The sequence below is a fragment of the Pseudomonas sp. FP2254 genome (genome assembly GCF_030687695.1).
In the GTDB taxonomy this organism is placed as follows: Bacteria; Pseudomonadota; Gammaproteobacteria; order Pseudomonadales; family Pseudomonadaceae; genus Aquipseudomonas; species Aquipseudomonas quebecensis.
In genome coordinates this window covers 2,658,304-2,681,415 of sequence record NZ_CP117444.1, presented here as the reverse complement: position 1 = coordinate 2,681,415, position 23,112 = coordinate 2,658,304, and the positions used below count along the sequence as shown (strand labels likewise).

Annotated in this window: 13 protein-coding genes and 3 pseudogenes; 3 read left to right on the top strand and 13 right to left on the bottom strand. The window is 54.6% G+C overall.

All coding sequences use genetic code 11. The features are described from left to right. Positions 1-146: 146 nt before the first annotated feature. The 6 genes from PSH94_RS12290 to PSH94_RS12265 form a co-directional block, all read right to left on the bottom strand. The gene (locus PSH94_RS12290; RefSeq protein WP_305437615.1) at positions 147-3,428 is read right to left on the bottom strand and encodes a hypothetical protein; all 3,282 of its coding nucleotides are present in this window, start codon (positions 3,426-3,428) and stop codon (positions 147-149) included. Between the two features lie 149 nt (positions 3,429-3,577). Continuing rightward, positions 3,578-8,116, bottom strand: coding sequence for an ATP-binding protein (locus PSH94_RS12285; protein WP_305437614.1), 4,539 nt, complete (start codon positions 8,114-8,116; stop codon positions 3,578-3,580). 202 nt (positions 8,117-8,318) lie between these two features. Continuing rightward, positions 8,319-9,152: a hypothetical protein gene (locus tag PSH94_RS12280; RefSeq protein ID WP_050516218.1), complete on the bottom strand. Its 834-nt coding sequence runs from the start codon at positions 9,150-9,152 to the stop codon at positions 8,319-8,321. Next, positions 9,149-10,744, bottom strand: coding sequence for an AAA family ATPase (locus tag PSH94_RS12275; RefSeq protein WP_305437613.1), 1,596 nt, complete (start codon positions 10,742-10,744; stop codon positions 9,149-9,151). Before PSH94_RS12275 ends, PSH94_RS12280 begins: the two co-directional genes overlap by 4 nt. Before the next feature lie 582 nt (positions 10,745-11,326). Continuing rightward, positions 11,327-12,043, bottom strand: coding sequence for a hypothetical protein (locus PSH94_RS12270; RefSeq protein WP_305437612.1), 717 nt, complete (start codon positions 12,041-12,043; stop codon positions 11,327-11,329). Between the two features lie 8 nt (positions 12,044-12,051). Continuing rightward, positions 12,052-12,846, bottom strand: coding sequence for a hypothetical protein (locus PSH94_RS12265; RefSeq protein WP_305437611.1), 795 nt, complete (start codon positions 12,844-12,846; stop codon positions 12,052-12,054). 1,156 nt (positions 12,847-14,002) lie between these two features. Here PSH94_RS12265 and PSH94_RS26105 point away from each other — a divergent pair. Further along, the gene (locus tag PSH94_RS26105) at positions 14,003-14,176 is read left to right on the top strand and encodes a JAB domain-containing protein (RefSeq protein ID WP_116053777.1); all 174 of its coding nucleotides are present in this window, start codon (positions 14,003-14,005) and stop codon (positions 14,174-14,176) included. A gap of 46 nt (positions 14,177-14,222) precedes the next feature. Here PSH94_RS26105 and PSH94_RS12260 read toward each other — a convergent pair whose 3' ends face one another. The 3 genes from PSH94_RS12260 to PSH94_RS12255 form a co-directional block, all read right to left on the bottom strand. Next, positions 14,223-15,389 carry a hypothetical protein gene (locus PSH94_RS12260; protein ID WP_305437610.1) on the bottom strand — a complete coding sequence of 389 codons (1,167 nt, stop codon included), beginning with the start codon at positions 15,387-15,389 and terminating at the stop codon, positions 14,223-14,225. Further along, complete coding sequence (locus tag PSH94_RS26100) at positions 15,389-15,709, bottom strand: hypothetical protein (RefSeq protein WP_370694774.1); 321 nt, start codon at positions 15,707-15,709, stop codon at positions 15,389-15,391. Before PSH94_RS26100 ends, PSH94_RS12260 begins: the two co-directional genes overlap by 1 nt. 1,186 nt (positions 15,710-16,895) lie before the next feature. Then, the gene (locus PSH94_RS12255; RefSeq protein ID WP_305437609.1) at positions 16,896-17,450 is read right to left on the bottom strand and encodes a hypothetical protein; all 555 of its coding nucleotides are present in this window, start codon (positions 17,448-17,450) and stop codon (positions 16,896-16,898) included. A gap of 119 nt (positions 17,451-17,569) precedes the next feature. On the opposite strand from PSH94_RS12255, the pseudogene PSH94_RS12250 reads away from it, so the two are divergent. Both PSH94_RS12250 and PSH94_RS12245 read left to right on the top strand, forming a co-directional pair. Continuing rightward, positions 17,570-17,788 (top strand): annotated as a pseudogene (locus PSH94_RS12250) (DUF2188 domain-containing protein); the annotation flags it as partial. Between the two features lie 366 nt (positions 17,789-18,154). After that, a complete protein-coding gene (locus PSH94_RS12245; RefSeq protein ID WP_266249308.1) occupies positions 18,155-18,784 on the top strand; it encodes a DUF1349 domain-containing protein in 630 nt (209 codons plus the stop codon). Between the two features lie 236 nt (positions 18,785-19,020). On the opposite strand, the pseudogene PSH94_RS26095 reads toward PSH94_RS12245, so the two are convergent. The 4 genes and pseudogenes from PSH94_RS26095 to PSH94_RS12230 all read right to left on the bottom strand — a co-directional run. Beyond that, positions 19,021-19,542 (bottom strand): annotated as a pseudogene (locus tag PSH94_RS26095) (methyl-accepting chemotaxis protein); the annotation flags it as partial. Between the two features lie 606 nt (positions 19,543-20,148). Beyond that, positions 20,149-20,661, bottom strand: a pseudogene (locus PSH94_RS26090) (MCP four helix bundle domain-containing protein); the annotation flags it as partial. 270 nt (positions 20,662-20,931) lie between these two features. Next, on the bottom strand, positions 20,932-21,714 hold the full coding sequence (locus PSH94_RS12235; RefSeq protein WP_305437607.1) for a phosphate/phosphite/phosphonate ABC transporter substrate-binding protein: 783 nt from the start codon (positions 21,712-21,714) through the stop codon (positions 20,932-20,934). Between the two features lie 34 nt (positions 21,715-21,748). After that, positions 21,749-23,077 carry an LLM class flavin-dependent oxidoreductase gene (locus tag PSH94_RS12230; RefSeq protein ID WP_305437606.1) on the bottom strand — a complete coding sequence of 443 codons (1,329 nt, stop codon included), beginning with the start codon at positions 23,075-23,077 and terminating at the stop codon, positions 21,749-21,751. Positions 23,078-23,112 lie beyond the last annotated feature (35 nt).

Sequence of the window (23,112 nt, the reverse complement as noted above, 5' to 3'; positions counted from 1 at the left end):
TGTCAGCGCAATCGGTAGGTAATCTCGTTGGACGTTGGATAACACGCTGGTCAGGTACACCCGCTCACATTCACCTCCCGCAGAGAACTGCTCGCTACGACCAGTGAGTTCTCACCCTTTCTAGGGAATAAAGCGTCAGCCCTCAATCAGATATCCATGTACTCGACCGATCGGGAGTGCTCGGCCGTCAGAGTGATTTGGCCATTTGCCCAAACGGCGTATAACTCTGAAACCTGCTGCTGTCCCTGCGCATAAGCATAAAATCGTGCGTTCAGACGCCTAGGTCTGGTACGCCAGTTCGCAGCGCTTGCTCCTGGCTCTATCTGCCGGTAAGGCTCGGCGCGCTCAATGAGGCGTTTTTTGAAGTACTTCTCAACAGTGCTCTGATTGGAAAGGAGATGCATGCCGCCAGGATTCGGGAAAAGCACCGCTGCCAGCTCATTTTCTTGAGCGATGCTGACGGCGACATCGAAAAACGCGTTGACGATGCTATGTACCGTATGAGTAGCCAACATCTCATCCATCGGGTTGATCGCGCGAACGATCAGGCAACGCTTGGTTGGATGGAGCGCCGGGATTGTTTCGAAATAGATCATGGCCATCCCCGCAAGCCGACGTTGCACAGGGTCAAATACCACCATATGCGCGTGCCGCTCCTCCTTCCACATGTCCGTGTCATCGCGCGTGCACAGGTTCGCGGCTTGCCTAGCGAAAAACGCTGCCGGATATTTTGACACGAACGCCTGCAATTCAGTGACTTCGTCGTTAGCAGGCATAGCGGTGAACTTGCCCTGCTCGCGCTTCAACCAGCATGCACATGTCGCGAGCACAATTGTTTGGGTGTGTCTGACTGCGGCCTGCAATCTTCCACGGCCAGTTTGCGCCCCAGCCAGATGAGCCTCACCCACCATTCGCTTGGCCAGGCTATCAGCCTGCTCATCGTTGAAGTTCATTACAAACGCCGGCATATGCGCCTCAAGAGCGTCCGGTAAAGTGCTGGTGAAAAGCGTGTCGAGCTGCTCCAACCCCTCCGAGATATCAACACTGAAATCCTCCAAGGCAGCTATCTGTCCGAGGTCGGTTTCGAGCCACGATCCGATCAATGAGTCCTCACGACTCGCCGCGAACAGTACACCTAGATGGGCCGCTACAGACTGAGGATCACGCGACTTGTCGTATAGCCGCTTGGAACGGATGGCCTGACACGCGTCGGTAAAGTCCCTTTTTGAACAGATCTTCGCGCTGATCGTCTTTGCCTGAACCAGCGCTTGCAGACTACTGCGCTCAAGGCGCTTTTCCATGCGACGAATCGAGCGCGCCCAGCGCATCGGGTAACCATCCCACAATGTCAATCCAGCCATTTGCGATTCGAAACCCAGGACATTCTTCCACTGTGACCTGACGCTGTGGCTATCAGCCTTGTAGATCATGGATATAGCCTCAACCTCCTGAGGCTGCAGCTCAGCGCCTGATGGTCCGCGCCCCATTAGCAGGTTCTCTACCAACGGCACCAATGCGTCCATCTGTTCTTGTAGCTGCTCATCTGACGACCACGCATGGCGAATCATGCTCGGCAGCAGGACGCCGCCCGTTTGGTTCAGGATGGCTGGTAAACGAGACAAAAGTTTTAGGCTCTCGGCCTGAGCTAGAACTTCCCTTCGTTCGTCGTAGCGCTCGCGTGCCGCGTCGTCCGGTTGCTGGTGGCGATAACCGATGTCCGTTACCACCCGATCATCAATGGCTCTAATGACACAGCTCAGGTTCTCAGTGAAAGCAGCAAAGTGGTTACGACGGAAGGCATCGTCCAGCAGTACACGAGATATTGAATTCAGGTCCCAGCAACAAAGCGTATGTACGCCACGTGCCTTGTAGTACCAATCCATGATCGCTTTGAATGAGTTCAATCCCTTGTTCTCGACTAAGTACTGCAAAGTGCCTAGTCCAAACCGTGCCACGCGCTCCGCTTGGCACAGATGACTGAACTCTGGCATGGGCACGGCGGTGAGCAGATAGTGATACGGTTGGGCGGCCAGAGTGCCAGCACAGCGAATGATCCAGTCAACCAACTCGCGCTCTTTACGCGGTTTACGGTGCCCTTTGATTACAAGCCAAGTCTCAAGGCTCTGGACACCGATGACGGTATACGCACGCTGAAAACCCAGAACTGCCTCAGGGTAGCCATACCCATGTCGCTCAAGCACTGCCAAGTATTCCTGCAATGCTCCGGGGCGCGCCAGGTAAGTGCGACACTGCCCTATCTGCTCGAAGCTCAAGCAATATGGAGCACCGGCCAACAGCGCGATCTCGGCGAGCGGTTCGCCCTCTCCCTCTTTTTTGTTGAGCTCCAATATGAGCGTCTGGCAATGCGCTAGGTCTTCGACGCTCGCGCCCAGAGCAATCAAGTGCTCGACCAACAATGAAGAAGGCTCGCAGTAATGGTCCAGCATACGCTTGCAGTGTTGAATCTGATCAGCTGAATGGGCCTTAACCACATCCAATACAAAGGCCCAATTTGCGCTGGCAGCTCGCCAAAGCGACTCTCCAATGACCTCGTAGACGGCATCTGCGCCTGCTGTGCCAGAAGCAACAATCAGTTGCAAGTTTACCTGCAGCCGATCTGGGTCTATAGCATCCAGGTCATGACGAAAGATACCCGCTACCTGCTTGCGCTTAACACCATTGGCCAGCAATAGATCAATGGCCTGTTTGAAGGTGCGAAGGGCTTCAGGGGTGATCTCGGGCGCGTGATAGCGCTCTTTCATTTGATAGTCTAGCCAGGCCAGCTCCGATTCTGTCTGCACCACATTGGTCAGCACCAGCAGATTGGCGAGTGGGCCCTTCAATCTGAAGCTGCCATAGCGAGCATAATGTTCGATCCTCGCAAAGCACTCCACGCCGACTTTACGCACGGCCATGAACCAGCCAGCATCCAGTCTGTCGAGCTGTCTTGCGCGTACATAGGAGAGCAGCGGCATGCCTTGTATGGCCTGATCAACGGCCGGGGTGTAGCGGTTCAAGCGACACGTCACGACTCGGTCGTAAAAGGTCTCGTAAAGAAAGGCGCGTCCTTCGTAGGTGCGTGTTTTTGCTAACTGCCTACGCGTGTATTGCCATGTCAGCCAATGCGGGACGAAGAATATCCCCAACTTGCCATACCAGGGCCACGCCTCTGGTTTAATCAGTGACTGCGAAGCGGGTATGCCAAGCATTCGGCGGATATGAAGTGCCTGGTCAGAGTCTTCGGCAAGCAGCTCGCTGACATTGTTCTGAACCCAACGCCGCGCAGCTCTTAAGGCAATCCGCTGAGTAAATCTGGAGTGAACGTCGGCACTTTCATCGTAATCGGAAATGGCCAGTCGTTTGACCACGTCTCGCCCTTGCTCTAAGGCATGGGTACGAAATGCCCGATACCCACTTTGATCACTCATTGTCATTCCTTTTACGTGGCGGTGAGGTCGTGCAAACGAATGCGGTTGAATCAGCTTTGTGGTTGATGGGAAGACTAAAAGCGAAGCCCGTTATTAATGCTTATCACCTCGGTGATGTCGCACCTAATTCGGAAGCCGATAGCACATTTTCACGGATGGGCCAGAAGCTCCGCTAGCTGCTCAGGCCGAGGAGCCTGTTTCTCGAACTCGAGTCGGCCTTGGATAGAATCGCCATTAAACCGGTAGACCCCCCTATAATTAAGCATTCCACCCCACCCCCTGCCATGACGCGATCCGCCATGGGCACTTTTTTCACCAGTAACAACCCACACGATTTCTAACCCTTCTGCGTCCAAAAACGCCCGCATCACACCGCGATCTACAACAGCCGCACTGAACCCGGGCTCGTCAACGGACGGATCTTTAAAAAGAATTCTGCCATCTGCTGTTGCGTATGCAAGGGAGCGTCCTTCCGCCAGACGTAAATGAAGGCCGCGCATAAGCGCTGGAGCGGGAACCGTAAGATTGAAGCTTTCCTCAATCGAATAGTCATGGCCTGAGCGCTCGACACGCCAGTCAGCTACCGCCGCTTGCGTGTAAATTGCTTCGTCCGAACCCATCTCGAAACTTCCATCGATGGTGTCGAATGCCGGATGCCAAGGGTACTCGCCAAGGTAGCCATTCCGAGGCATATCGAATGCTGGAAAATGATCCCGATTATCTGCTGATTGGGTTAGAAACTCCGTTAAACGCTCAACATCATCGCGTGCTACCAATATCGATTTAACTTTGTGCCAGGTCATCCGATGAATCACGCGTTCGCCATCTACCATAGCTAGATGATTACGGCCAACATTTGTGTCGAGTACGAGCCAGCGTCGGCCAGCAGGGTCGATTACATCAATCTGCTGCACTGGATCAGGCACGTCTCGCGATTGATCCTCCATCCACGCTACTCGCGATTCGGGCGGATCGTCGCGCCAACGAGAAAAGTGAGGGCACCACCAGGTCGGACCTTGACGATCCGAGTCGCGTTGTTTCGTACGAGTCACAAGGATAGTCGGATCCATCTCTCGTGACCCGACTTGCCAAGGACCGCGAAAGAGCTCGGGATCGTCCTGATAGTTACCGCCTACGAGCGAGGTGTCAGAAAGACGTCCGGTCATTTCATGGTAGGCGATCCATTGATATTTTTTACCAATGCGCTCGATTCGGTGCTCATTACGGTCATGGCCCGCCATCTCGCGGTCGAATTCGGCGAAGCGTTCTGGAGTCCACCCAAGCTCATGCGCGCGCCAAGCGACCCAATGGCGCGACCTATCACCAGCATATGTTGGATGCCCAGCTACGGCTCGCTCGTCCCACATACGGCCGCGCACAAAGCCGGCAGCACGAATATGAAACTCCTCTATCTCCCCCTCGTCCAAAAGACGCTCGAACTCGCTGATAGTCGCGTCACGCTTTTTTTCGGACGCACGCCGCGCCTCCATCAGCTTTTTGGCTTCGCCGTGATCTTTACGAAGAAAAAGCGAGAGCCCCGTAGGCATCGAATTGGTGCGAGCTGCAATTTCAAGTACCCGCTCAAACGCCGTGGTACGCGCCGGATGGGGTTTGATCGCTTCCAAGTACCAAGCGTCGTAGATCTCACGCATGGAACGACCATGCTCCGAGCGTGGAAGTAACAGGAAGTCGCCGGCAAGATTATCGATTTTGTAGCGTGCAAAATCACCATCCTCGACCGCGGAACTGCAAATTTCATCACGCAATAAACTGCTGCCATAGTTCTGAACATACGTGCCGAGAGTTTCTTCGGTCACCGTCTCGAGCACCCTCCCTCCTGGATAAGGAGGCCGAGCGCAATCTAGCGATATGTCCGCCGGCAAAACGCCGCGGCTGGCGGCAAGCTCGACGATCCCGCGCGCATGATCGCGAACGAGCGCGTGGGTTGGTGGCCGGTCGTTTGTAAACACAGCCGCAAAGGCAACTCGCGCGAGTTCGGCCAGTCCGTCATCGCTGGAATTTCGCGTTGCTGCACCATATGCAGCAGCAAGAACGCGGTCGACAACATGAGCGTCGTCAACATTGGCGAATTTCTCGATCATCTGGGCGGCGAGTTCACGGCGATTTACTAATAGTGTCGCAAGCGCTTTGGTCGCCATATCACGGACCCAACGATGGCTGAGGCTAGTAAGCCATGCGAGCGTGATGGCGACTAGTCGAGCGCGCGGCAGCTCGATTGGCTCAAGTCCGTTGGCTAGCACCCACTCGATCAATGTTTCTATCGCGCCGTCGCCGTCGCCATCCACGGCGATGTGCGTCGCGCGAATCGACCATTCAATGTCGCGCTCGTACATCGGTAACGGTTGCAGCCAACGGTCAAGATGGTCGGCATTAAAGAGATTGTCAGGTTCAGTGGCGATCGCAAGCAGCGTCTCAAGAACTGCGTCACCTCCGATTACGTCAGCGCATTCCTCAACCAGCTCCAGGGTCCGTTTGGTGAAGGCGTCCTGTCGACGCCACAGCAGACTGAGCTGAAAGGCATGAGCAAGTTCCCAGCGGGAAAACTTGCCGTCGACAACGTCAATGAGTTCAACGCCGTAACGCTCTGGCAGCTGTACAGCCAATGCCTCGGCGATGCCCGCGAACCTGGAGGAGCCTCGACCCGCCACATAAGATGCGAGTGCCCCCCCAGTGATGAAAGCTGGCTCAGGATCGCCGTCGCCTACATGAGTATTGAGTAGCCTCTGGGCTATACGATGGTCACTTAACCGCTCGAAGGTAAAGCGAACCATCTCGTTGATCTCTTCTCCGTCACCGACTGGCTCAACTGCGATCACACCTTCGCTTTCGAGCTGGAAGAAAAGGCTTTGTTCAGCGAGACCGTTTGAGTTGTGCAGACATTCGATGATTGAATTCGCGGCGTCAATTGAGAGATAGCCGGTACCGGCAACTACCATCTCTTCCGTGAGCGCCGTGAGGACCGCCTCTACACGCTTTAGCCTTGGCGCCAAGCCCATCCGCAAATTGAGCGTCTCGACCACCGCGTTGAAATAAAAATCGAAAACCTTCGACACGCCAGCCAGTCCACGCGGAAGTTCGCTTTCATTACGACGTTCAAGCATGTCACAGCAGGTACGCAGGAACAGCGGGTTCTCAAACTCTGGCGCGAAATGCGGGGCTGCCATTCGAACGATGCCACGCTGGTCGAGGTAGCGACGCGCGGCTTCAGCCGCCCTTCCTGCGAAACCTGGGTGTTCCAAGCGAGGTAACGCGGTCATATCGAGGTCGCGCACAATATAAGGAATGAAGGTGGAGCGGCAGGAGACAAGAACCGCTACATGTTCAAAACGGTCGGCAACAGCGAGGAACGCGGCAAGACGCTCGGACCAAACCGCTACACCGTTACGCTCGTTTATTGCATCAACCATCACTAACGCACGGGTGCCAGCTGCTTCGGCAGCGGAGTCAAGTGCACCGAGAATTGCGTCCGGAGGAACATTTGTCAGCCCCAATTGCTCGGCGATCTGTCGCCAAGGTTCCGCGTCACTGAATGCACCACCAAGCGTTAGGACGGCGGGGAAGCCGTGCGCAACATGATGCTCGGCGACGTCGGCCAGCAAGTGTGACTTACCAACACCGGCCTCTCCGCTCAGCAGCAGGCGGTGTGAATTAGCGAAGTTGGTCGAGGGGGCATTGATTTCCTCGACAACGCGATCGATCACTTCGCGCAAATGTTCGGCAAAATGAAGACCGTCGCGACCACTGTACTGACCCGCGCCGGGTTGCCGACGTAGCTCCCAGATTCCGCTCCGACAGCGGTTGAGCGCCGCAGTTGCAATCGCCAATAAAGCGCTCCATTCCCCGAATGGAATGAGATTCGCTGGGCCAAGTGGTACGCCGCGAATTGCTGAAGATATCGCAGCCATTTGGTCGCCGAGCGCAGTGAAATCTATATCACATGTTCCCCCCAGTGCGGTGCCGATGCTGCGTAGCGAACGATGTCTCGCCTCGTCGAGATCATCAGCCCAACCAATGATCTTGCACGCGAAATCGGGATCTCGTGCGAATGCGACTAACGCCTGACGAATAGGCAGTTCGATATTAAGTTCTGGCGTGTAGCGGCGACCGAGAGCGGCACGGCTGATCGCAAACCGGTCTTTAAACCATTCGCACCCAAAATGAGGGAGATCGAACCAATAGGTACGACGCCCCACATACAGTGGATCATTCCGTGAGAGTCGTTCTGTGAGCTGGAAACCGCCCCAGAGTTGGATTTCAACTATACGAGGCGCGATGGAAGCTTGACGCGCAATCACCCAGTCATCCCAGCGATCGCACTCAGACTTACGGCCTTCAACACGGCCATCAGACAAGTCGAAAGGTATGCATACGATGAAGGTGGCGAGTGCGGGGTGTTTGGCTACGGCGTTTTCAAAGGAGTCTTTGAGCTGCCCCGCTTCGCCGCTACCGAGCTCGAAGAAATACTTGGCCTGCCATCCAGTTTCAGATCCGTTGGGCTCGACTCGATAACATTCAAGCCCTGCGTCGGCACCCGCCCCCTTGCGGTGGAACGGTACGCCCCCCTGAGACTCGAGCGCGGCAAATTGGCAGACGAGCTCCTCGAAACCGGCGTGCTGGCTGCCGTGATGTGCGCGGATGGCTCGAAAATCAATCATTGGTGTTGCCATCGGCGGTCCTCAAGTCAGTTACGGATCTCTACTAAGCCGCGATAGTTACGCATATTCAGAGGCCGTAGCAATGATCTCCGAAAGCGCACTCGATACCGACATCATCAACACATTTTCAGTTGGGATCGTAATACGGAGGGCGTGTCTATCCGAGCTCGAATCACGCTTGCAACTTTTGTAATTGTATGAGCGGTTCGCCAACCTACCCTTCAATGGCAAACCGTAGTTCCTCAAGATAAGGGCTCATATGTTCCCTCACTAGCGCCCGGGTGTAAGCGACATAGGCTTCATCAGGCGATAGCAACTTCACCAGATCTTCAAGATCAGTCCCCGGATCGCGCCCTTCCTTCATGGCGGCGAATGTATGACGAATAGCTGACATGACTACTCGACGATGACGAGCGCGCATTTGAAGTAATTCAGCCCTGGCCAAGCCAAGATATCGGATGCTCGCGACCCCTTTCGGGCTGAGCTGACCGGCGATGATGGCGGGTTCTATCCTACCGTCATCAAGGAACACCAAGTGCTCCGCTGGATCATCGACGCAAGGATTTAAAAGCAACGGTTCCTCATTCCTTAACCCCCGGGGTCCCGTCGCCCGCTGAGACTCGTCGACTAGCGGGAAGTAGTTGGCCTTGCCGATTACTCGCTTGCGGTTGTCATAGTCAGGTTGGGTTCTCGGCCGATTACAATCGGCGCAAGAGATCAGCAAATTGGGCCATTTTGCAGCCAACCAGTAGTAGCCGTCCTTTTTTATCGGATCGCCCCCTGGGACAGCCGACTCCACAATCACGGCTCCTTTGGGACGGAAATGCTCGATGTCACCCGACTGAGTGCCGGCAAGGATTGACTCGCAAAATGCGCACTTGCGACCAAAAAGCTTATCCAACTTGTCTCGGACGCTCTTGGTGGAATATGCGGCAAACTTCAGCTTCTCGTTCGCGATTTTGGCGATTCGATTCCTTCGCCGTTCTTTGCCCCCCGCAGCAGCAAAACCCTTTGGCGCACTATCCTTGGGCCGATCGACCTTGATCATAGTGGAGTTACCTCATCTGGCGATGTCTTGGGCGACATCTCCTGCATGACAAACCTCAGTCGAGCAACAGTTGCCTTCGAGAGCTTCTCGGCGCTCACATTCTGCAGCGCGGGTGGTTCTTCGGTGCCTGAGGAATCAAGTAGCTGGAGAGCCAGCCGTTCGCGCTTGGTAGTCCCCAGATATCGTTCATCGGTCAATTCCTGGACGAGCTCCTTGAGTCTCGACTCATCCTCTTCGGTACGATTCGGTGTTCCCAGCAGTGTTTCGTATTCTTTGATGTCCGCTTCCATTTGCGGATCTGCAGTACTGCGTAGCCCAAAGTGCTCCGAGGACAGCAACTGCTCTACCCGAAGCTTTGAAACCGGGGGGAGGTCTTCCAGGGCATAGATATGACCGAGCCTGTCTCGCTTCAGTACCGCCACTTCCCCCTCGTAAAGGCCCCGCAGGCACAACGGATCGTGGGTGCTATAAATGAACTGAGTGCGTGGAAATGCACTTCGCAGAGCGGACAAGCATTGCAAGCGCCAGGCCGGGTGGAAGTGATTGCCCAGCTCATCAATCAGGACGACTCCTTCTGTTGATTCTATGTCTGAGCCAAACCGATACAGTACTTGCATGATATCCACCGCCATGCCTAGCATCGACTGGTAGCCATCGCTCAGATGACTGATTCGACGCCCTAGTGCACCACCTACCTCCAGTGAAAGGTCGCCCACTCCAGCCCCTTGGATTACCTTCACAAGATGGTCATCAGGCATCAGACTGGCGAGCACTCGGTTGACTTCATCCAACTGCTCGTGAGCAAGCTCCGCCAACCACTCCTCCGGGGCAGTCAGTGGCAAAAACGGGTCAAAAAGGTTATCGATTTTTGCGTGGTTTAACCCCGCCTTTGGCTTATGGCGCCCTCGTGGAAGTAATCTCGTTGCGCCGTAAGCCAATACAAGTGACCTAGAATGCTCAGTGTTGAAGCTCAGAGGCTTGGATCGTCGAAACGTTACGACCGTGTCTTCGTCCGCACCAACCACCGACACCCTAACCTCGCCCTCGTAGGCGTCAGCAGATAGTAGCTTGGCGCTGGTCATTTTTAGACGTTTCGCGTAGGCCTTCCCCGACAACGCCAAGGCCAAGGCCCGTAACACAGTGCTCTTACCCACCCCGTTTTCACCAAGCAGAGCAAAACAAGGCGCTTGCTCCGACAGCGACTGGCTGAGGTCGAGATCCAAGTGGTGGATGGGGCCATAATTTTTGATCTGGATTCGAGTGATGTATTGAGAGATGGCTTTATAGCTTTCGACTCCGATACCCAATTCAGTATCGATGGAAATCTGTGCCGTACCAGGCATAAAACGGCTGGGTCCAGCATCGACCGGATCCCTGGTAAGCGGTCTATCCCCGGCGCGTAGCAACTGTCGCCAAACAGCACAGTGAGCAGAGTGGCCCTCGGCTCGTGCGACCCGCTCCTCATTACTAGCGCTCTCGAATAGTTTTGCCTGTTCCGAACGTGCGAGCACCAACTGCCGACGGTTCAGGTCAAAGAGTTTGATGTTATCCCAGCCGCGAGCCGTGTGCGCCTCTACGGAGCCGTCCGACATGAATATCAAATGTTCATCGGGATCGTCCCTACAGGGGTCAAGGAGCACTGGACTCTCAAACTCGACGATTTCGATGTATGGAGCGCCGCTTTTTGCGAGGGAGTTGTAAAGAGGAAAACGATCAGCCTTGTAGCGATTGCACGTAGAACAAGCCCAATAGAGATTGCGCCAGTCAAGCTGCAGATGCCAATAATTCTGATCGAAGGATTCAAACGCAGACCGGGAAGATTTAGGCCTAAATCGCTCTATAACACCAGCAGAAGTACGATCCGCGTATATCTCGCAGTAGCAGCAACGATGTTGGAAAACTTCACTTAGAAGATCGCGAAGCGACCTCAGATGGTTATAAATTTTGCTCGGATAACCGGCGCGAGTTGTAACTAAGCTCTTGGCCAGGATGATGCTGGCCGAGTGCTCAGGCGGGAAATCAGATAGATAGGGGGTGAGGTAATCTGGGCACGCTGGCCGGTGGATCGGGGGGTCATCCTTGTCTCCTTGGCTTGCAATTACGCATACGGAACAATGTGCTGGCACAAACCTGGGGCTCTCGCCATTGCGGGAGTTGGGCAGTGGCCGAAGCAGTCAGAGTTTTGCATGAGTGTCAAAGGGCGTCTTATGCACCGTGGCCGCATGCATCGCCAAGCCACCTACCACCCCTAGCGACGCATCTCCATGGTGTATCTCACTACCTGGAAAGTGACGTTTGACAGCCTCTGCGATATAGGGCGCTCGCGACATGCCGCCGGTAAGCAATACAATCGGAGTTCGGCCAGCGGTCGCCCCCCTCACCTGACTGAGCAACTCGTTGAAGGAGCGCATGTACCTTTCATATCCAAACTCCAGATCAGATGTCCCCGCCTTGGCTCGAAGCCCTTTCTGCACGTAATCGAGAGAAACGTCTGCTTCAGCTTCTGAACTGAGAGCGACCTTGAGCCTTTCTACGTCACGATTCATCCTGACAGTGACCCCATACCGCTGCAGCGCAAGCAAACGCTTCTTGTAAGGAGCTTTGATCGAATCAACGTCTACTTTTCGAAAGGCCGCTTGCCGGTTCTGGTCGCTGACCATGGCAGCGTCGACGTAAAACGGTGCGAGCAGGCGACAGTCATTTTTTCCAAATAGTGGCATTACCGCGCGAAGAGAAAGTCCAAGGTCCACATCGGTGCCGCCCTTAGCTAAGCCCCAACTGGCGTCCAGCTTCGGCGCCCCCTCCTGACCACCGACATGCCCAACGGCGATATCAGTGGTACCACCTCCTACATCCACGACTACCGCAAACTGGGACTCTGGGAAATCCATGTGATAGGTTATTGCGGCTGCTGCGGCTCTGCCAGGAAATCCACTGATTTGAATCCCGCACGATGTGCTGCTTCGCGCAGTAGCGCCACTGCCTCGTCACTTCCCTCTGGCCCCATGGAGCTTCTAAATACAACAGGCCTGCCAATAGTGGCTTCAGTGACATCGACACTCAATTGCTCAGTCGCCGCACGCCGGACGTGCTTTAGGACATTCGAGACGATTTTCACAATCGCTTCGCGCTGTGGAGCAGCTAACCTGAAACCAAGCATGGATTTCGGAGATTGGATGAGTCGGCCTTCCTCGTACCAAAAGAATTCCTCAATCGCGTCTTCGCCAAAAACTGCTGATTCGTCGACGTTAATCGAGCTAGCCCTACCCGCCTCCCTCTGTTCATGGGCCCAATGGCGTCGAGCTGCGGAAATGGTCGCTCTCCGAATTTCCGCAGCCAAAGGCAATACAGGCTTCCTCAGCTCCGAGGTAGCCAAGGAAATTCGAGCCTGTGCCTCCTCTTGAGTAATGTCGCCATTCTTCGCTAGCGATCGATAGTGGAACCGAATTTTGCTGGTTGCCTCGTCGTATCCTCCGAGAGCCTTCGTATACGCCGCCGTCGAAGCACTAAGGTTGTCGCGGACCTGCTGCTCATAGGCGTCTGGCTGGAAAAGAGTCCAGTCAATAGACTTCTCCGGTATGAATACCGCAGTTCGAAACTGGCTGTCGCCGCCGAAGGAAATATGTCGAAGCTCACCGCCTATGTAGGCAGCTGCTGCGATGTAGCTCGTTCCAAAATCAATCCCTATGCGCATGCTCATCCTAGACATTCAAAGCGGAGGTCGCAGAACCCACCTCCCAACGTTACTGGGGTGTAGGCAATATGCTATCACTTTCAGTCAGGTTGTGATCGGGGGTTCACAATTAGGAGTCTCAACTGATCCATGCGCGGGGAGAGGTCATCAAACACCTACAGAGTACACGCCGTCCTCGACTCCCGGATGCCATCGAAAAGCTTGAGCACGAGCTTGAAACCTTCGATAGCGCAGAAGAAGACATCCCACGAAGGCTGACAGAGCTAATGGGACTTCACGGGACTCCTTATTCCGAGGTACAGGCGCTCTGCCGATACTTGGACGGTCATTCACCTTTCGAAACGAAGCACGGCGTCAAAGGTGCTCAATTCGAAAATGTGCTTGTCGTTGTAGGTAGAGGTTGGAGCAAGTACAACTTCGGGGAAATGCTTGAGAATGCGAGCCGTCCAACTGTGCTCGCGAACAGGCAAGAGAAATTTCAGCGCAATCGCAATCTATTCTACGTGGCCTGCTCCAGGCCCCAGATCCGATTGGCGTTGTTGTTCACTCAAGAGATATCTGCCCCCGCAAGCGCAATTCTACGGAACTGGTTCGGCGTTGATTCAATCACGGAGGTGCAGTTCTAGCCTCCCAGACCCGGCCCCGAAATTCAGTTGCTACGGAAACCGGATCGATCACTGAAGTAAGGCCCTGATACAGACATGCTCACGTCATTCCCGAGAACAGAATACGTGAGTATGTTCAACAGCTATTAACGTTGATTGCCACGTGTGGGATCTAACTTCTGGTGCTGAGTCAGCACGCCAACGCACTCCCCATTGACCATAATCGAACGTACCCAGTTACCTGCCGCAGTTGCAACTGCTCGATCGTCACCAAAAATCACGTCAACTTGGCATGGCACCATTTGCCATTGCCCCAGCACGAACCAGCCGCAAGTCGGGAAGCTAGTTGGTCGAATGTGTTGGCCAGCTCGAAGGCCGGGAAGGCTTCTGGGACGCCGTGGTCTGGGTCTACCTGCATACGCAGGGTAATGGCCGCGGGCTGGTTGCGGAGACTGCTTACCCTGGATTGACCCATCCCTGCAACGCTGTTTGACCGGCGAACAAGTGGCGCATACCGTCGACGGCCAGAAAGCTGAGGCTTTGGGGAGCGGATTGAAGGCCACCTCCACACTGCGCCTGATCGACAATCACAGCCCAGCGAAACCGACAGGACCCTCACTCGAACCTTGAAGCAGTTGCTCAGCCAGGTGGATGTACAGGTGCTGGATCATGTCATTGTCGGCAGTGGTGAAGCGTTTTCGTTTGCAGAGGAAAGCCTTATCTAATGCTCCAAGGCCAGTGACAGTATCTGCAGCACTGGCCTCCCACATCTCATTCAACGGTTCTAACGTCCACGATTGCCCGCCTTGCATGCTCAACCCCTTCAACGATGTCCTTGATCAAGCTATTCACTTGCTCAGGATCGACAAAGTAAGGACTGGTCCAGTCCTCATGCTCGAAGTTGAACAGCATCGTGCTGTCGCCATCTACCTCGACTTCCATGCCTTGGTGTTCGACAACGACTTGCTCCCAGTCATAGCTATCCTCATCCCTGAAAACGTTCAACAGCGCTTCGCTCGCTTTGCACACCGGCCGCAGGTACCGCAGAGCAGATATCCGGGGCAAGTAACGTGCTAGATCATTCATCAAAGCAAAGCCTTGCTCCATGATGATGGGATCTCGACTGTCTACGTCTTTCACCGCAACCGAGTAGGTTTTGGCCACCCGTACAGCGCGCCAAAACTCTTCGATGAACTCCCCGAGCCCATCGAATACCTCTCGCTCAACTTTTGAGTCTGCGACCAGATTGACAAGTCCCTCAGCATCAACAGAACGCAAGAGTCCTTCAACAGCGTCTTTGGAGTCTCGTCTATTCGGCAGCGCATCCAGCTTGTTCCTGAGCGCGTCCATGGTCTCAGCCAAGAAGCTCACATCCAACGTTGGGAGATAGGGGTACTGATGGATCACGGGGTGAGCCACCCCCCACTTCCACATCAAAAAATTACTCGCAAACAAATATCCTTTGAGTTCCCTCCACCCCATGATGTGAAGCATGGGGACAGCCACACCCACCTCAGAGGCAGCGTTAGCGTCATCTGAACGAGCATCCGTCCTGCGCTGATTGGCCTCATCCACCCAATCCTGCAAGGCCTTGGGCACGCCGTCGCGACTCAACAGAAAGATGTAGTGGGCAACCGGCTTACTAAAGCTCTGAAGCTTCTGAACTTCATCCTCAAGATGGGAGACGTAAACCTTTCCTTGGTTTTTACACTGGGCTGCAGCCAGAGTCGCCGGATCATAAATGTCCACACCACCCTGTGAATCGCCACTGACACCCCGTGCAACGATCCGTGAGTAAGGGCCCCCGATGATGGGAAACCCTTGTTTACTCAGGACGTGCTCAAAAATATCTAGGCAGAGATCTTCAAATTCATCACCACGCTTTGGCGCCGCAAAATTTTCAAGCTTGCTGGCAACAGCTTTGGACAGCATTTTCATCACCACTCCTTGTTCCCCTGAAAGCCATCCCAGGCAGCAGTCATCCAATCCTGATGGAACCATACGTCAAACACCCCCTTCATGACATGAGGCATTACATCGAGTCTCTGCAAAAACACGGACCTGCCCTTTTTCTCGATCAAAGGAAATGCCGTTCTCTTAAGATCACGCCGCGCGCTGTTGTAGATGTAATCACGGCTAGTCAGGACTACCCGATGGCCCGCTCGGATCATCGTCGAGAGCGCTGGGAGTATCCGGTTCCATTCCATCACCAGGTCGGCTTCGTACTGCATCGCCCCAAAGGCGTCATCAACCCAGATGAACTGCGATGCTTCGTCCGTATTCCAGTGCTCTCGAATTTACTCGGGCTTTTCCAGCTTCAACACCCTACTTCCCCACTTATCCATCGCACACATGGCCATAATCGATGACGGGGACTCCGCTATCGCAGAAATCACTCATTTTTATTGGCGTCTTATCAGACAAAATCTTGAGATGAAGCGTGCTCGCGCTCCGTTCTATGTCGAGGAGGCTTATTGGGCAAGCACAGGACGCGCCCTTCCCCCCGGCACTGTGGATTGATGGCATATGCGCTCTAGACGAACCATCAGAGAGCATTGTCGGCCGCCTCTCCATCAGCGGTATCCCAACTTACTCTGATGATGTGCTGGTATTGTGCCCCGAATGGCTGCACTACCTGGAATGGCGGCATGATCAAGGCAATTGGATGCACTACCTCGACAGGAACGGTGTCTGCGTCGCAGGACTTATCTGGTGGCGTGATGGTGCCCCTCAGGACGTAAACCAAGATCAGTTCTGGGGCGAAGGTGTCGCCCTCGTAGCAACACGAGAGGGACGGAGCGCGTTGGAGGGTGTTGCCGGCCCTCTGAACATTGGCGTCCATTCACGTAGATCTGCAGATGGTACGAGCCCCTCTGAGTCGCATGAGCCGAGTTGAACAACAATGTTCGAACATCAGTTAGCGTAATCACCCGCAAGGCGCCCTAATCAGGTGCCTTTTGACGAGGGGTCTATCAACAATGATTGGCGCCCAGTGAATCGCCCCTTGGTTTCGCAGAAGCCTCCAAGCCCAGTAAACCAATTACGCGGATGCAAATATTGGGTCGAACACAGCCGATCGGAGTTGCTGCTTTCGAGCGAGAGCGGATTAGCGTGTCCTTGATGAGCCCTGCACCCTACCTCCACATCCAATGAGGAATTACACCGGAAGCCTGCCACTGCCATACTGGAGTCCGTGAGAAATCGCCGATCGCGAGCACTTTCGCACCCAGTGTAACTGGGGGCAAAACTGGGGGCATCATTAGTTTTTTATGACCTGAAACTACCGTCCTAGAGTCTAGTCAAAATGTTCTTTGGGGACCCCGATAGCTTGTAATAGAGCTCCTCGTAAATTCCGCAACCTGTTTTATAACAAGAATTTATGGTTAATTTCGGCCCACTGCAGCTGTTTAGATCCACTGGATTCCACGACCCATGGCGGCATGATTACTTACCCAGAATATTCTTCAACGCAGCGGCATGGCCAGCCGGGTCGTTTACGCTGGACATCACTTCGATGACGGTGATCTTTTGATCGTTTATTGTCATCAACGAGGCCATCAGTAATTTCAGGCCGTTGAAATCGTCGGTGCCGTCCAGGCGGTACATCCTCAAGGCGTTCACCTGAATGGTCTCCTCGCTGGTCATGCGAAAGTTGGGTGACGCGGCCTGCTGCTTTTCTTTCAGGGTATCCACGGCGAGGCGAAACGCAGTGTCCGAAGTGGTGCCCGCAATCGGCACCGGGCCTTCGGTAACGATGATGGCCCGCTCGCTTTTCGGTTCGAAGTACATCGTGCCGCCGTTCTCGCTGTTCAAGGAACGGGCCTCGACGCCTTCCAGCACGAACTTCAGCTTGCCGCCTGCCAGGGATACCGATTGCGTGTCCGGTGCCGCCGTAGCGGTTTTTTCAGGCGGGGCAGCCACTGCCATGGTGGCCGCGCAGCTCAAGGCAGCAAGCATGCACAAGGAACGGGTCCAGCCCAACAGCAAATGCTTCGACATTGATAACGCCTTTGTTTTCAGGCCACCGAATACCGACGGCTTATCGTGCGAACAGCGTATCTTACTTGCCTGCTCACCTGCCCAGGATGTTGTTCACGCGCCGCGACGTGTCGCTCGTATTGGATAACTACCACATCACTCCAACAGACAGCGGTTGGGCCTTAAAGAAGGGAGGTGCAGAACGAGCGACGAAAACGGCAACCACGAAGGCCGAAATCATAAAGCTAGCCGGTGAGTTTCTCGAAGGAAAAACAGCATCGCTGAAAATCCATAAGGAAGACGGCTCGATACAGGAGGAACGCACTTATCCTCGAAGTGCCGACCCCCCAAAAAAAAAGGTTAAACGCAGAGTATGTTCGCCCCTCGCGCTACGATATCAACAGTGCCGAAGTACAGCGCCGGCCCCGCAAAATCACGAATGAAAACGACCATGGATCAGCTTATGTCACTTTTAAAACAAGCGAATTCAATGCCAGCTCGAAATGGGGCATCAACTTAGGTTCTTTACTTGTTGAAGGCCAAAGATTGGAAATCCCGCAACTCAAACTATGCTATCACCCTGTCAGGAAATGGATCGGTATTGAGCCGCTGATGCGCCCATGAAACCATAGGCCTCTACCGGTTAGATTTGTCTCGATAGCCATAGATCATCAGCAGAAGGAACTGAATGCAATCTAGACTCAGCTGATGGCGTAGGAGGTAACATGACGGATAAAAACCTCATAGCTGAGGTCGGTCAGGACTTTGAAGCATCGATTTGGCGAACTGCTGAATGGTTGAATAAGCCAGGTAATTGCCAAACATTTACTGACGGTTCCTTGGACGTGATTACCGACTTAAAAACTGATTTTTGGCGTGAAACCCATTACGGATTCATACGCGATAGCGGACACTTCTTGGGGTTCGCAGCCTCAGGAGACTTTACTGCTCAGATCAGAATCAAAGCCGACTTCCGCGACTTGTACGATCAGGCAGGAATCATGCTCAGGCTTGATCAGGAGACTTGGCTAAAGGCAGGCATAGAAATTAATGACGGCAGGCCAATGATCAGTAGCGTGTTAACCCTAGGCCTTTCGGACTGGGCGCCTAGCTGCTTCCTCGGCAACCCGAACGATTTTTGGCTTCGTCTAACCGTTTCCAAGGGGTCGCTGCGTTTACAGTATTCAACGGATGGCGCGATTTGGCCATTGCTCAGGCTTGCACCATTTCCTACGGCGGAACGTTATAGAGTTGGCCCTATGTGCTGCACACCGCAGCGACAGGGGTTGAAGGTGAATTTCTCCGGATGGTCTTTGAGCGAGCCCCTCGGGCGAGGCCTGCACGATTTGAGCTAGGCGATGAAGAAGAGTTCTCGGACTTAATCAGTGTGCATGCAGCCGCTGGTTGGGTGCTGCGGCCTGTGATGAGCCAAAGACCCACGACGAATGTGGATCAGTTCTGGCCGGATAGGGCTGGATAGCAGTCATATGAATCCAGCACTTCTATAAATGCCAAGCGGCGCCGCCGAAACGCCGCCTGACTTTCAACGGGTGCTGGTTACCCTTTACTGTGTTCGACCGGACAACCCCCTCTAAGCAGCAGAGAAGAACGCCACTTTAGCGGTAAGACGCTCCGCCAAATCTGATAACTCAATACTAGCGGTCGACACTTGGTGCGCCGCCGTGGCCGACGCAACAGTCGAGCCATGAATTCGATTGATATTTTCAGCGACTTCATCAGTGACGCTACTCTGCTGCAACGAGGCGCTTGCGATCTGGGTGTTCATATGACTGATTGCGGCAACCTGCTCGCTGATCCTTGCCAAGGCATTCTGCGCACTGCGGGTTTGCGTAACCGTTCGGCTCGCCAGCTCACAACTATCGCGCATCGTTTGAGAGGCTGTTTCGGTACCCAATTGCAGCGTACTGATCATCGCTCGAATTTCTTCGGTCGATTGCTGTGTCCGGTTGGCCAAAGAGCGTACTTCGTCAGCTACCACCGCAAATCCACGCCCGTGCTCTCCAGCTCTGGCAGCCTCGATAGCAGCGTTCAAAGCTAGCAAATTGGTTTGCGAGGCGATGGCGTTGATCACGTCGATCACCGACGCAATATTTTCACTATGCTCGGACACTTGGTTCACCGTAGCAGTGGTTTGCTCGAGGGTTAATGCCAGTTGTTCGATAGCAACCGTGGTGCTTGCAACCAATATGTTCCCGCTTCCTACGTCAGTATCAGCCAACCGTGAGGCATCAGCTGCCTGCGCGGCATATCCAGATACTTCATTAACCGTCGCCGCCATTTGCATCATGGATGCGGCTACCTGCTCGGCTTCGCGAGTTTGCAAGCGGGTCTGCTCATTATTAGCCGATGATGCGCCGGACAACTGGGTGGCCGACTCGTTGACTTCCTGCGCCGCCTTTCGCACCTGGCGAATAGTTTCTGCGAGATGCCCCTGCGTGTCTTTAAGGACGCCCATAACACTGCCGGGATAATCTGTTGAAATCGTTTGATTCAGGTCACCAGCCGCCAGCCGCTCGATGGCCAATGCAACGTCTGTGGGCTCCGCACCCAGCGTGGACTTAACGAAGCGAATAATGACAGCCGACAATGTGATGCTCAGCAGCAATGCAATACCTGTCGCGATAATCATCAGCGTACTGAAATGGCTGGCGGTTGCCTGAACTTCACCAAGCTTCGCCTTGATCGACGCTTCTTCGTAGTCGATCAGCGCATTCACGCGTTTCAACCACTCACTGTAGTCCTGGGAGGTTTGGCGCATCAGCAGTGCCTGAGCGCCTGGTATATCACCCGCTTTACGCAAGGAGATTACCGCTTGGGTGGAGCTAAGGGTTTGTTGCTCGATATCCTTGATCGCTTTCAGTAGTCGAACTTCCTCACTTGTTACGCTTGCGCTCTTGAACAGCTGATCCATTGGGGCGGCAGAATCGGAGTAGGCCTTTTCCAAGGCTGTAACCTCCGATAAATGTGTTGCCAAATCCGTATCAGTCTTGACCAGCACAGCATCCCGAATGGCAATGGCTCGGTTATGCACGCTGCCTCGGAAATTGATCGCGTAGCGCTGCACCTTGGCGGCATTTTCGCTAACGTCGCCCAAGGTGGAGTCAATGAACGCAACGCGGTGAATGCCAATGGCAGTTATCAATACAAGCAGCGCCAGGATGGCTGCAAAACTAAGCCCTATGCGCGTGGCCAACGAAAGCGTTTTCTGCATGGCTAACTCGGAAATATGACCTTTACAGGTCTCTGTTGATTTGGAAGACGCGAACGCTATTACCAGCCCATCACGTGTGATGTCTTGACGATACGTCGACCCAGAACAGTCATCCAGTTAGCAATACACACCGCGTTGATAGCGCATCGCTATCACGCATCCTTACACGCTCGCTATGGTCGTTCAGCCCCGCCGTTTTTAATGCATGAAGAATGTTGGGGCGGTTCAGTTCTACTCGTTTAAGGAAACTATCCCCGAACGGCCCGCCGCTCAGCACGCTAAAAACGAAAAGCCGCGGCTGGCCGCACTGCGTTCGTATTCAAGCAGACACTCATAGTCGGCTTCACTGGCCGGCAGGACCTCCTTGATCGCGAGGTCGCGGGAAACTTCAGGAAGCTGATTCAAGGCTTCGTTCATTGCGTTCCTGATTGAAGCGGCATCCGCCGCCGTTTGCCCTATCGAGGTTATGTAAGGCAGGCAGGGGCTGCGCGCACTGCGCAGCAGGATTCTGAGGCCTTCGATCTCGGCGCTGTTATCTCTCGCAAGATAGTCGTAGGTAACGCTGTCGATGGAAGCCAAATCGCCCTCGCCTTCTTTAAGCCGTCGCATGCTCTCCCGGTGGGATCCGGTGAAGGTGAGCGTCGAAAAAAAACCACATGCGCTGACCCCGGCCAGCGTGTGGCGCAATAAATTCATTCCAGAGTTGGAATCCGGGGCGTTTATCAGGCCATGGCTGCCCTGGAAACCTGCCAGGTCAGTCACGTCCGAATCGGCCCTGCAGAGCAGCAAACTGCAATGGCTGCCTGCCGAGCTATGGGTAAGCTCATAGCTCGGGCGCCCTATCAGCCGGACTTTTCCCCGCAGTGACGTGACAAATGGATAGCCGCAGGTCTGAGATAACAACAGATCGGGGGAAAGCCAGTGCGACGCGAGATCAACGATGGGTTTTTGCTCTCGGCGCTCGCCGAGAATCGCCAGGATGCGCTCAAGCCAGGCGTCCTGTGCCTGTGAAACCCTGGCGGGGGCCAGGTACATGGATAGATCGCTGGTCATATCAGATCCATTCAGAAGGTGCGATCAGCGCCGATCACAGCAGGAAACGGTTGGCAGGCGTCTTCAACCCCAGGCGATCCCTTAGTGTCCCCGGTTCATATTCCCGGCGAAACACCCCTCGGGCTTGCAGCAGAGGCACCACGCCACGGGTGAATGTTTCAAAGTCAGTGGGTAGAAACGGAAACATGAGGTTGTAGCCATCGACGGCATTCGACTCGTATAACGCCGACAGCTTGTCCGCAATATGCTCCGCTGTTCCGATCAGCAGCCAGGTACTGGAGCTTTTGACCAACCGGCGCCCTATTTCGCGAATGGACAAGGAAGCGTCGTACTGTTTGAGCAGGGCCAGCTCGGTTCGAATACCATCAAACTCAGCCTCATCCGGCAACGCGGGCAATGGGCCGTCCGGCGACAGCCCTGTCAAGTCCAGACGGGTGTAGCTGGAGACCAGGTCAATCGCCACCGCATCGATAATCAGGCTGTCCTCCAGTTGCCGACGCCGCGCCTCCTCAGTCTCATCCTCGAGCACCACCGGAAGCACGCCGGTGATGATTTTCAGATCACTGGCGTGCCTGCCCTTCAACGCGAGTCGACGATTCAAATCGGCCCTGTACGCCAGTCCCTCTTCGACCGAATTGATAAAGCAGAAATGTACGTCCGCATGGGCGGCGGCCAGGTTCTTGCCGGCTTCGGAAGACCCCGCCTGGGCGAGGACCGGGTGGCCCTGGGGTGGACGCGGCACGTTAAGCGGCCCCCGCACGCTGAAATGTGCGCCTTTGTGATGGATCGGGTGAATTTTGAATGGGTCGGCAAAGTCGCCGGTGCCCTTGTCAAATTCAAGCGCGCCCTCCTCCCAGGAGTCCCAAAGCTGCTTGACGACCTGAATGAATTCTTCGGCCCGCAGATAACGATCGCCGTGTTTCGTCACGCCTGACAATCCGAAATTCGAAGCCTCCTCTTCCAGCCAGGACGTCACGATATTCCAGCTGGCGCGCCCTGCGCTGAGGTAGTCCAGCGAAGCAAAATAGCGTGCGAGGTTGAAAGGCTCGTTATAGGAAGTCGAAGCCGTGCCCATCAGGCCGATGTGCTCGGTAACCGCAGCCAGCGCGGACAACAGCGTAATCGGTTCAAGGCGGGCGTTGGCATAGTGCCGCAAGCCACTTGCCACTGAATCCCAGACCGCGACGTGATCCGCGACGAAAACCGCATCGAACTTCGCCGCTTCGGCCGCCTGTACCAGTTTTACGTAGTAACCCAGCGTCAATATTTCCCTGGTCGGTGACAGCGGGTGGCGCCAGGAAAAACGATGATCGCCCTGGGGGTTAAAAAAGAACAAATTCAAAATCATGCTGTTATTCGACATAACGCCTCCGCGACCTGACCCGCGTCGCTTTCATT

Bases quoted from the DNA above. Each gene is read 5' to 3' on its own strand.
- PSH94_RS12230 (WP_305437606.1), bottom strand. From the start codon at position 23,077: ATGTCGAATAACAGCATGATTTTGAATTTGTTCTTTTTTAACCCCCAG.
- PSH94_RS12265 (WP_305437611.1), bottom strand. From the start codon at position 12,846: ATGCGCATAGGGATTGATTTTGGAACGAGCTACATCGCAGCAGCTGCC.
- PSH94_RS12245 (WP_266249308.1), top strand. From the start codon at position 18,155: ATGACGGATAAAAACCTCATAGCTGAGGTCGGTCAGGACTTTGAAGCA.
- PSH94_RS12255 (WP_305437609.1), bottom strand. From the start codon at position 17,450: ATGTCGAAGCATTTGCTGTTGGGCTGGACCCGTTCCTTGTGCATGCTT.
- PSH94_RS12270 (WP_305437612.1), bottom strand. From the start codon at position 12,043: ATGGATTTCCCAGAGTCCCAGTTTGCGGTAGTCGTGGATGTAGGAGGT.
- PSH94_RS12290 (WP_305437615.1), bottom strand. From the start codon at position 3,428: ATGAGTGATCAAAGTGGGTATCGGGCATTTCGTACCCATGCCTTAGAG.
- PSH94_RS12260 (WP_305437610.1), bottom strand. From the start codon at position 15,389: ATGAAAATGCTGTCCAAAGCTGTTGCCAGCAAGCTTGAAAATTTTGCG.
- PSH94_RS12275 (WP_305437613.1), bottom strand. From the start codon at position 10,744: ATGTCGGACGGCTCCGTAGAGGCGCACACGGCTCGCGGCTGGGATAAC.
- PSH94_RS12280 (WP_050516218.1), bottom strand. From the start codon at position 9,152: ATGATCAAGGTCGATCGGCCCAAGGATAGTGCGCCAAAGGGTTTTGCT.
- PSH94_RS12285 (WP_305437614.1), bottom strand. From the start codon at position 8,116: ATGGCAACACCAATGATTGATTTTCGAGCCATCCGCGCACATCACGGC.
- PSH94_RS12235 (WP_305437607.1), bottom strand. From the start codon at position 21,714: ATGACCAGCGATCTATCCATGTACCTGGCCCCCGCCAGGGTTTCACAG.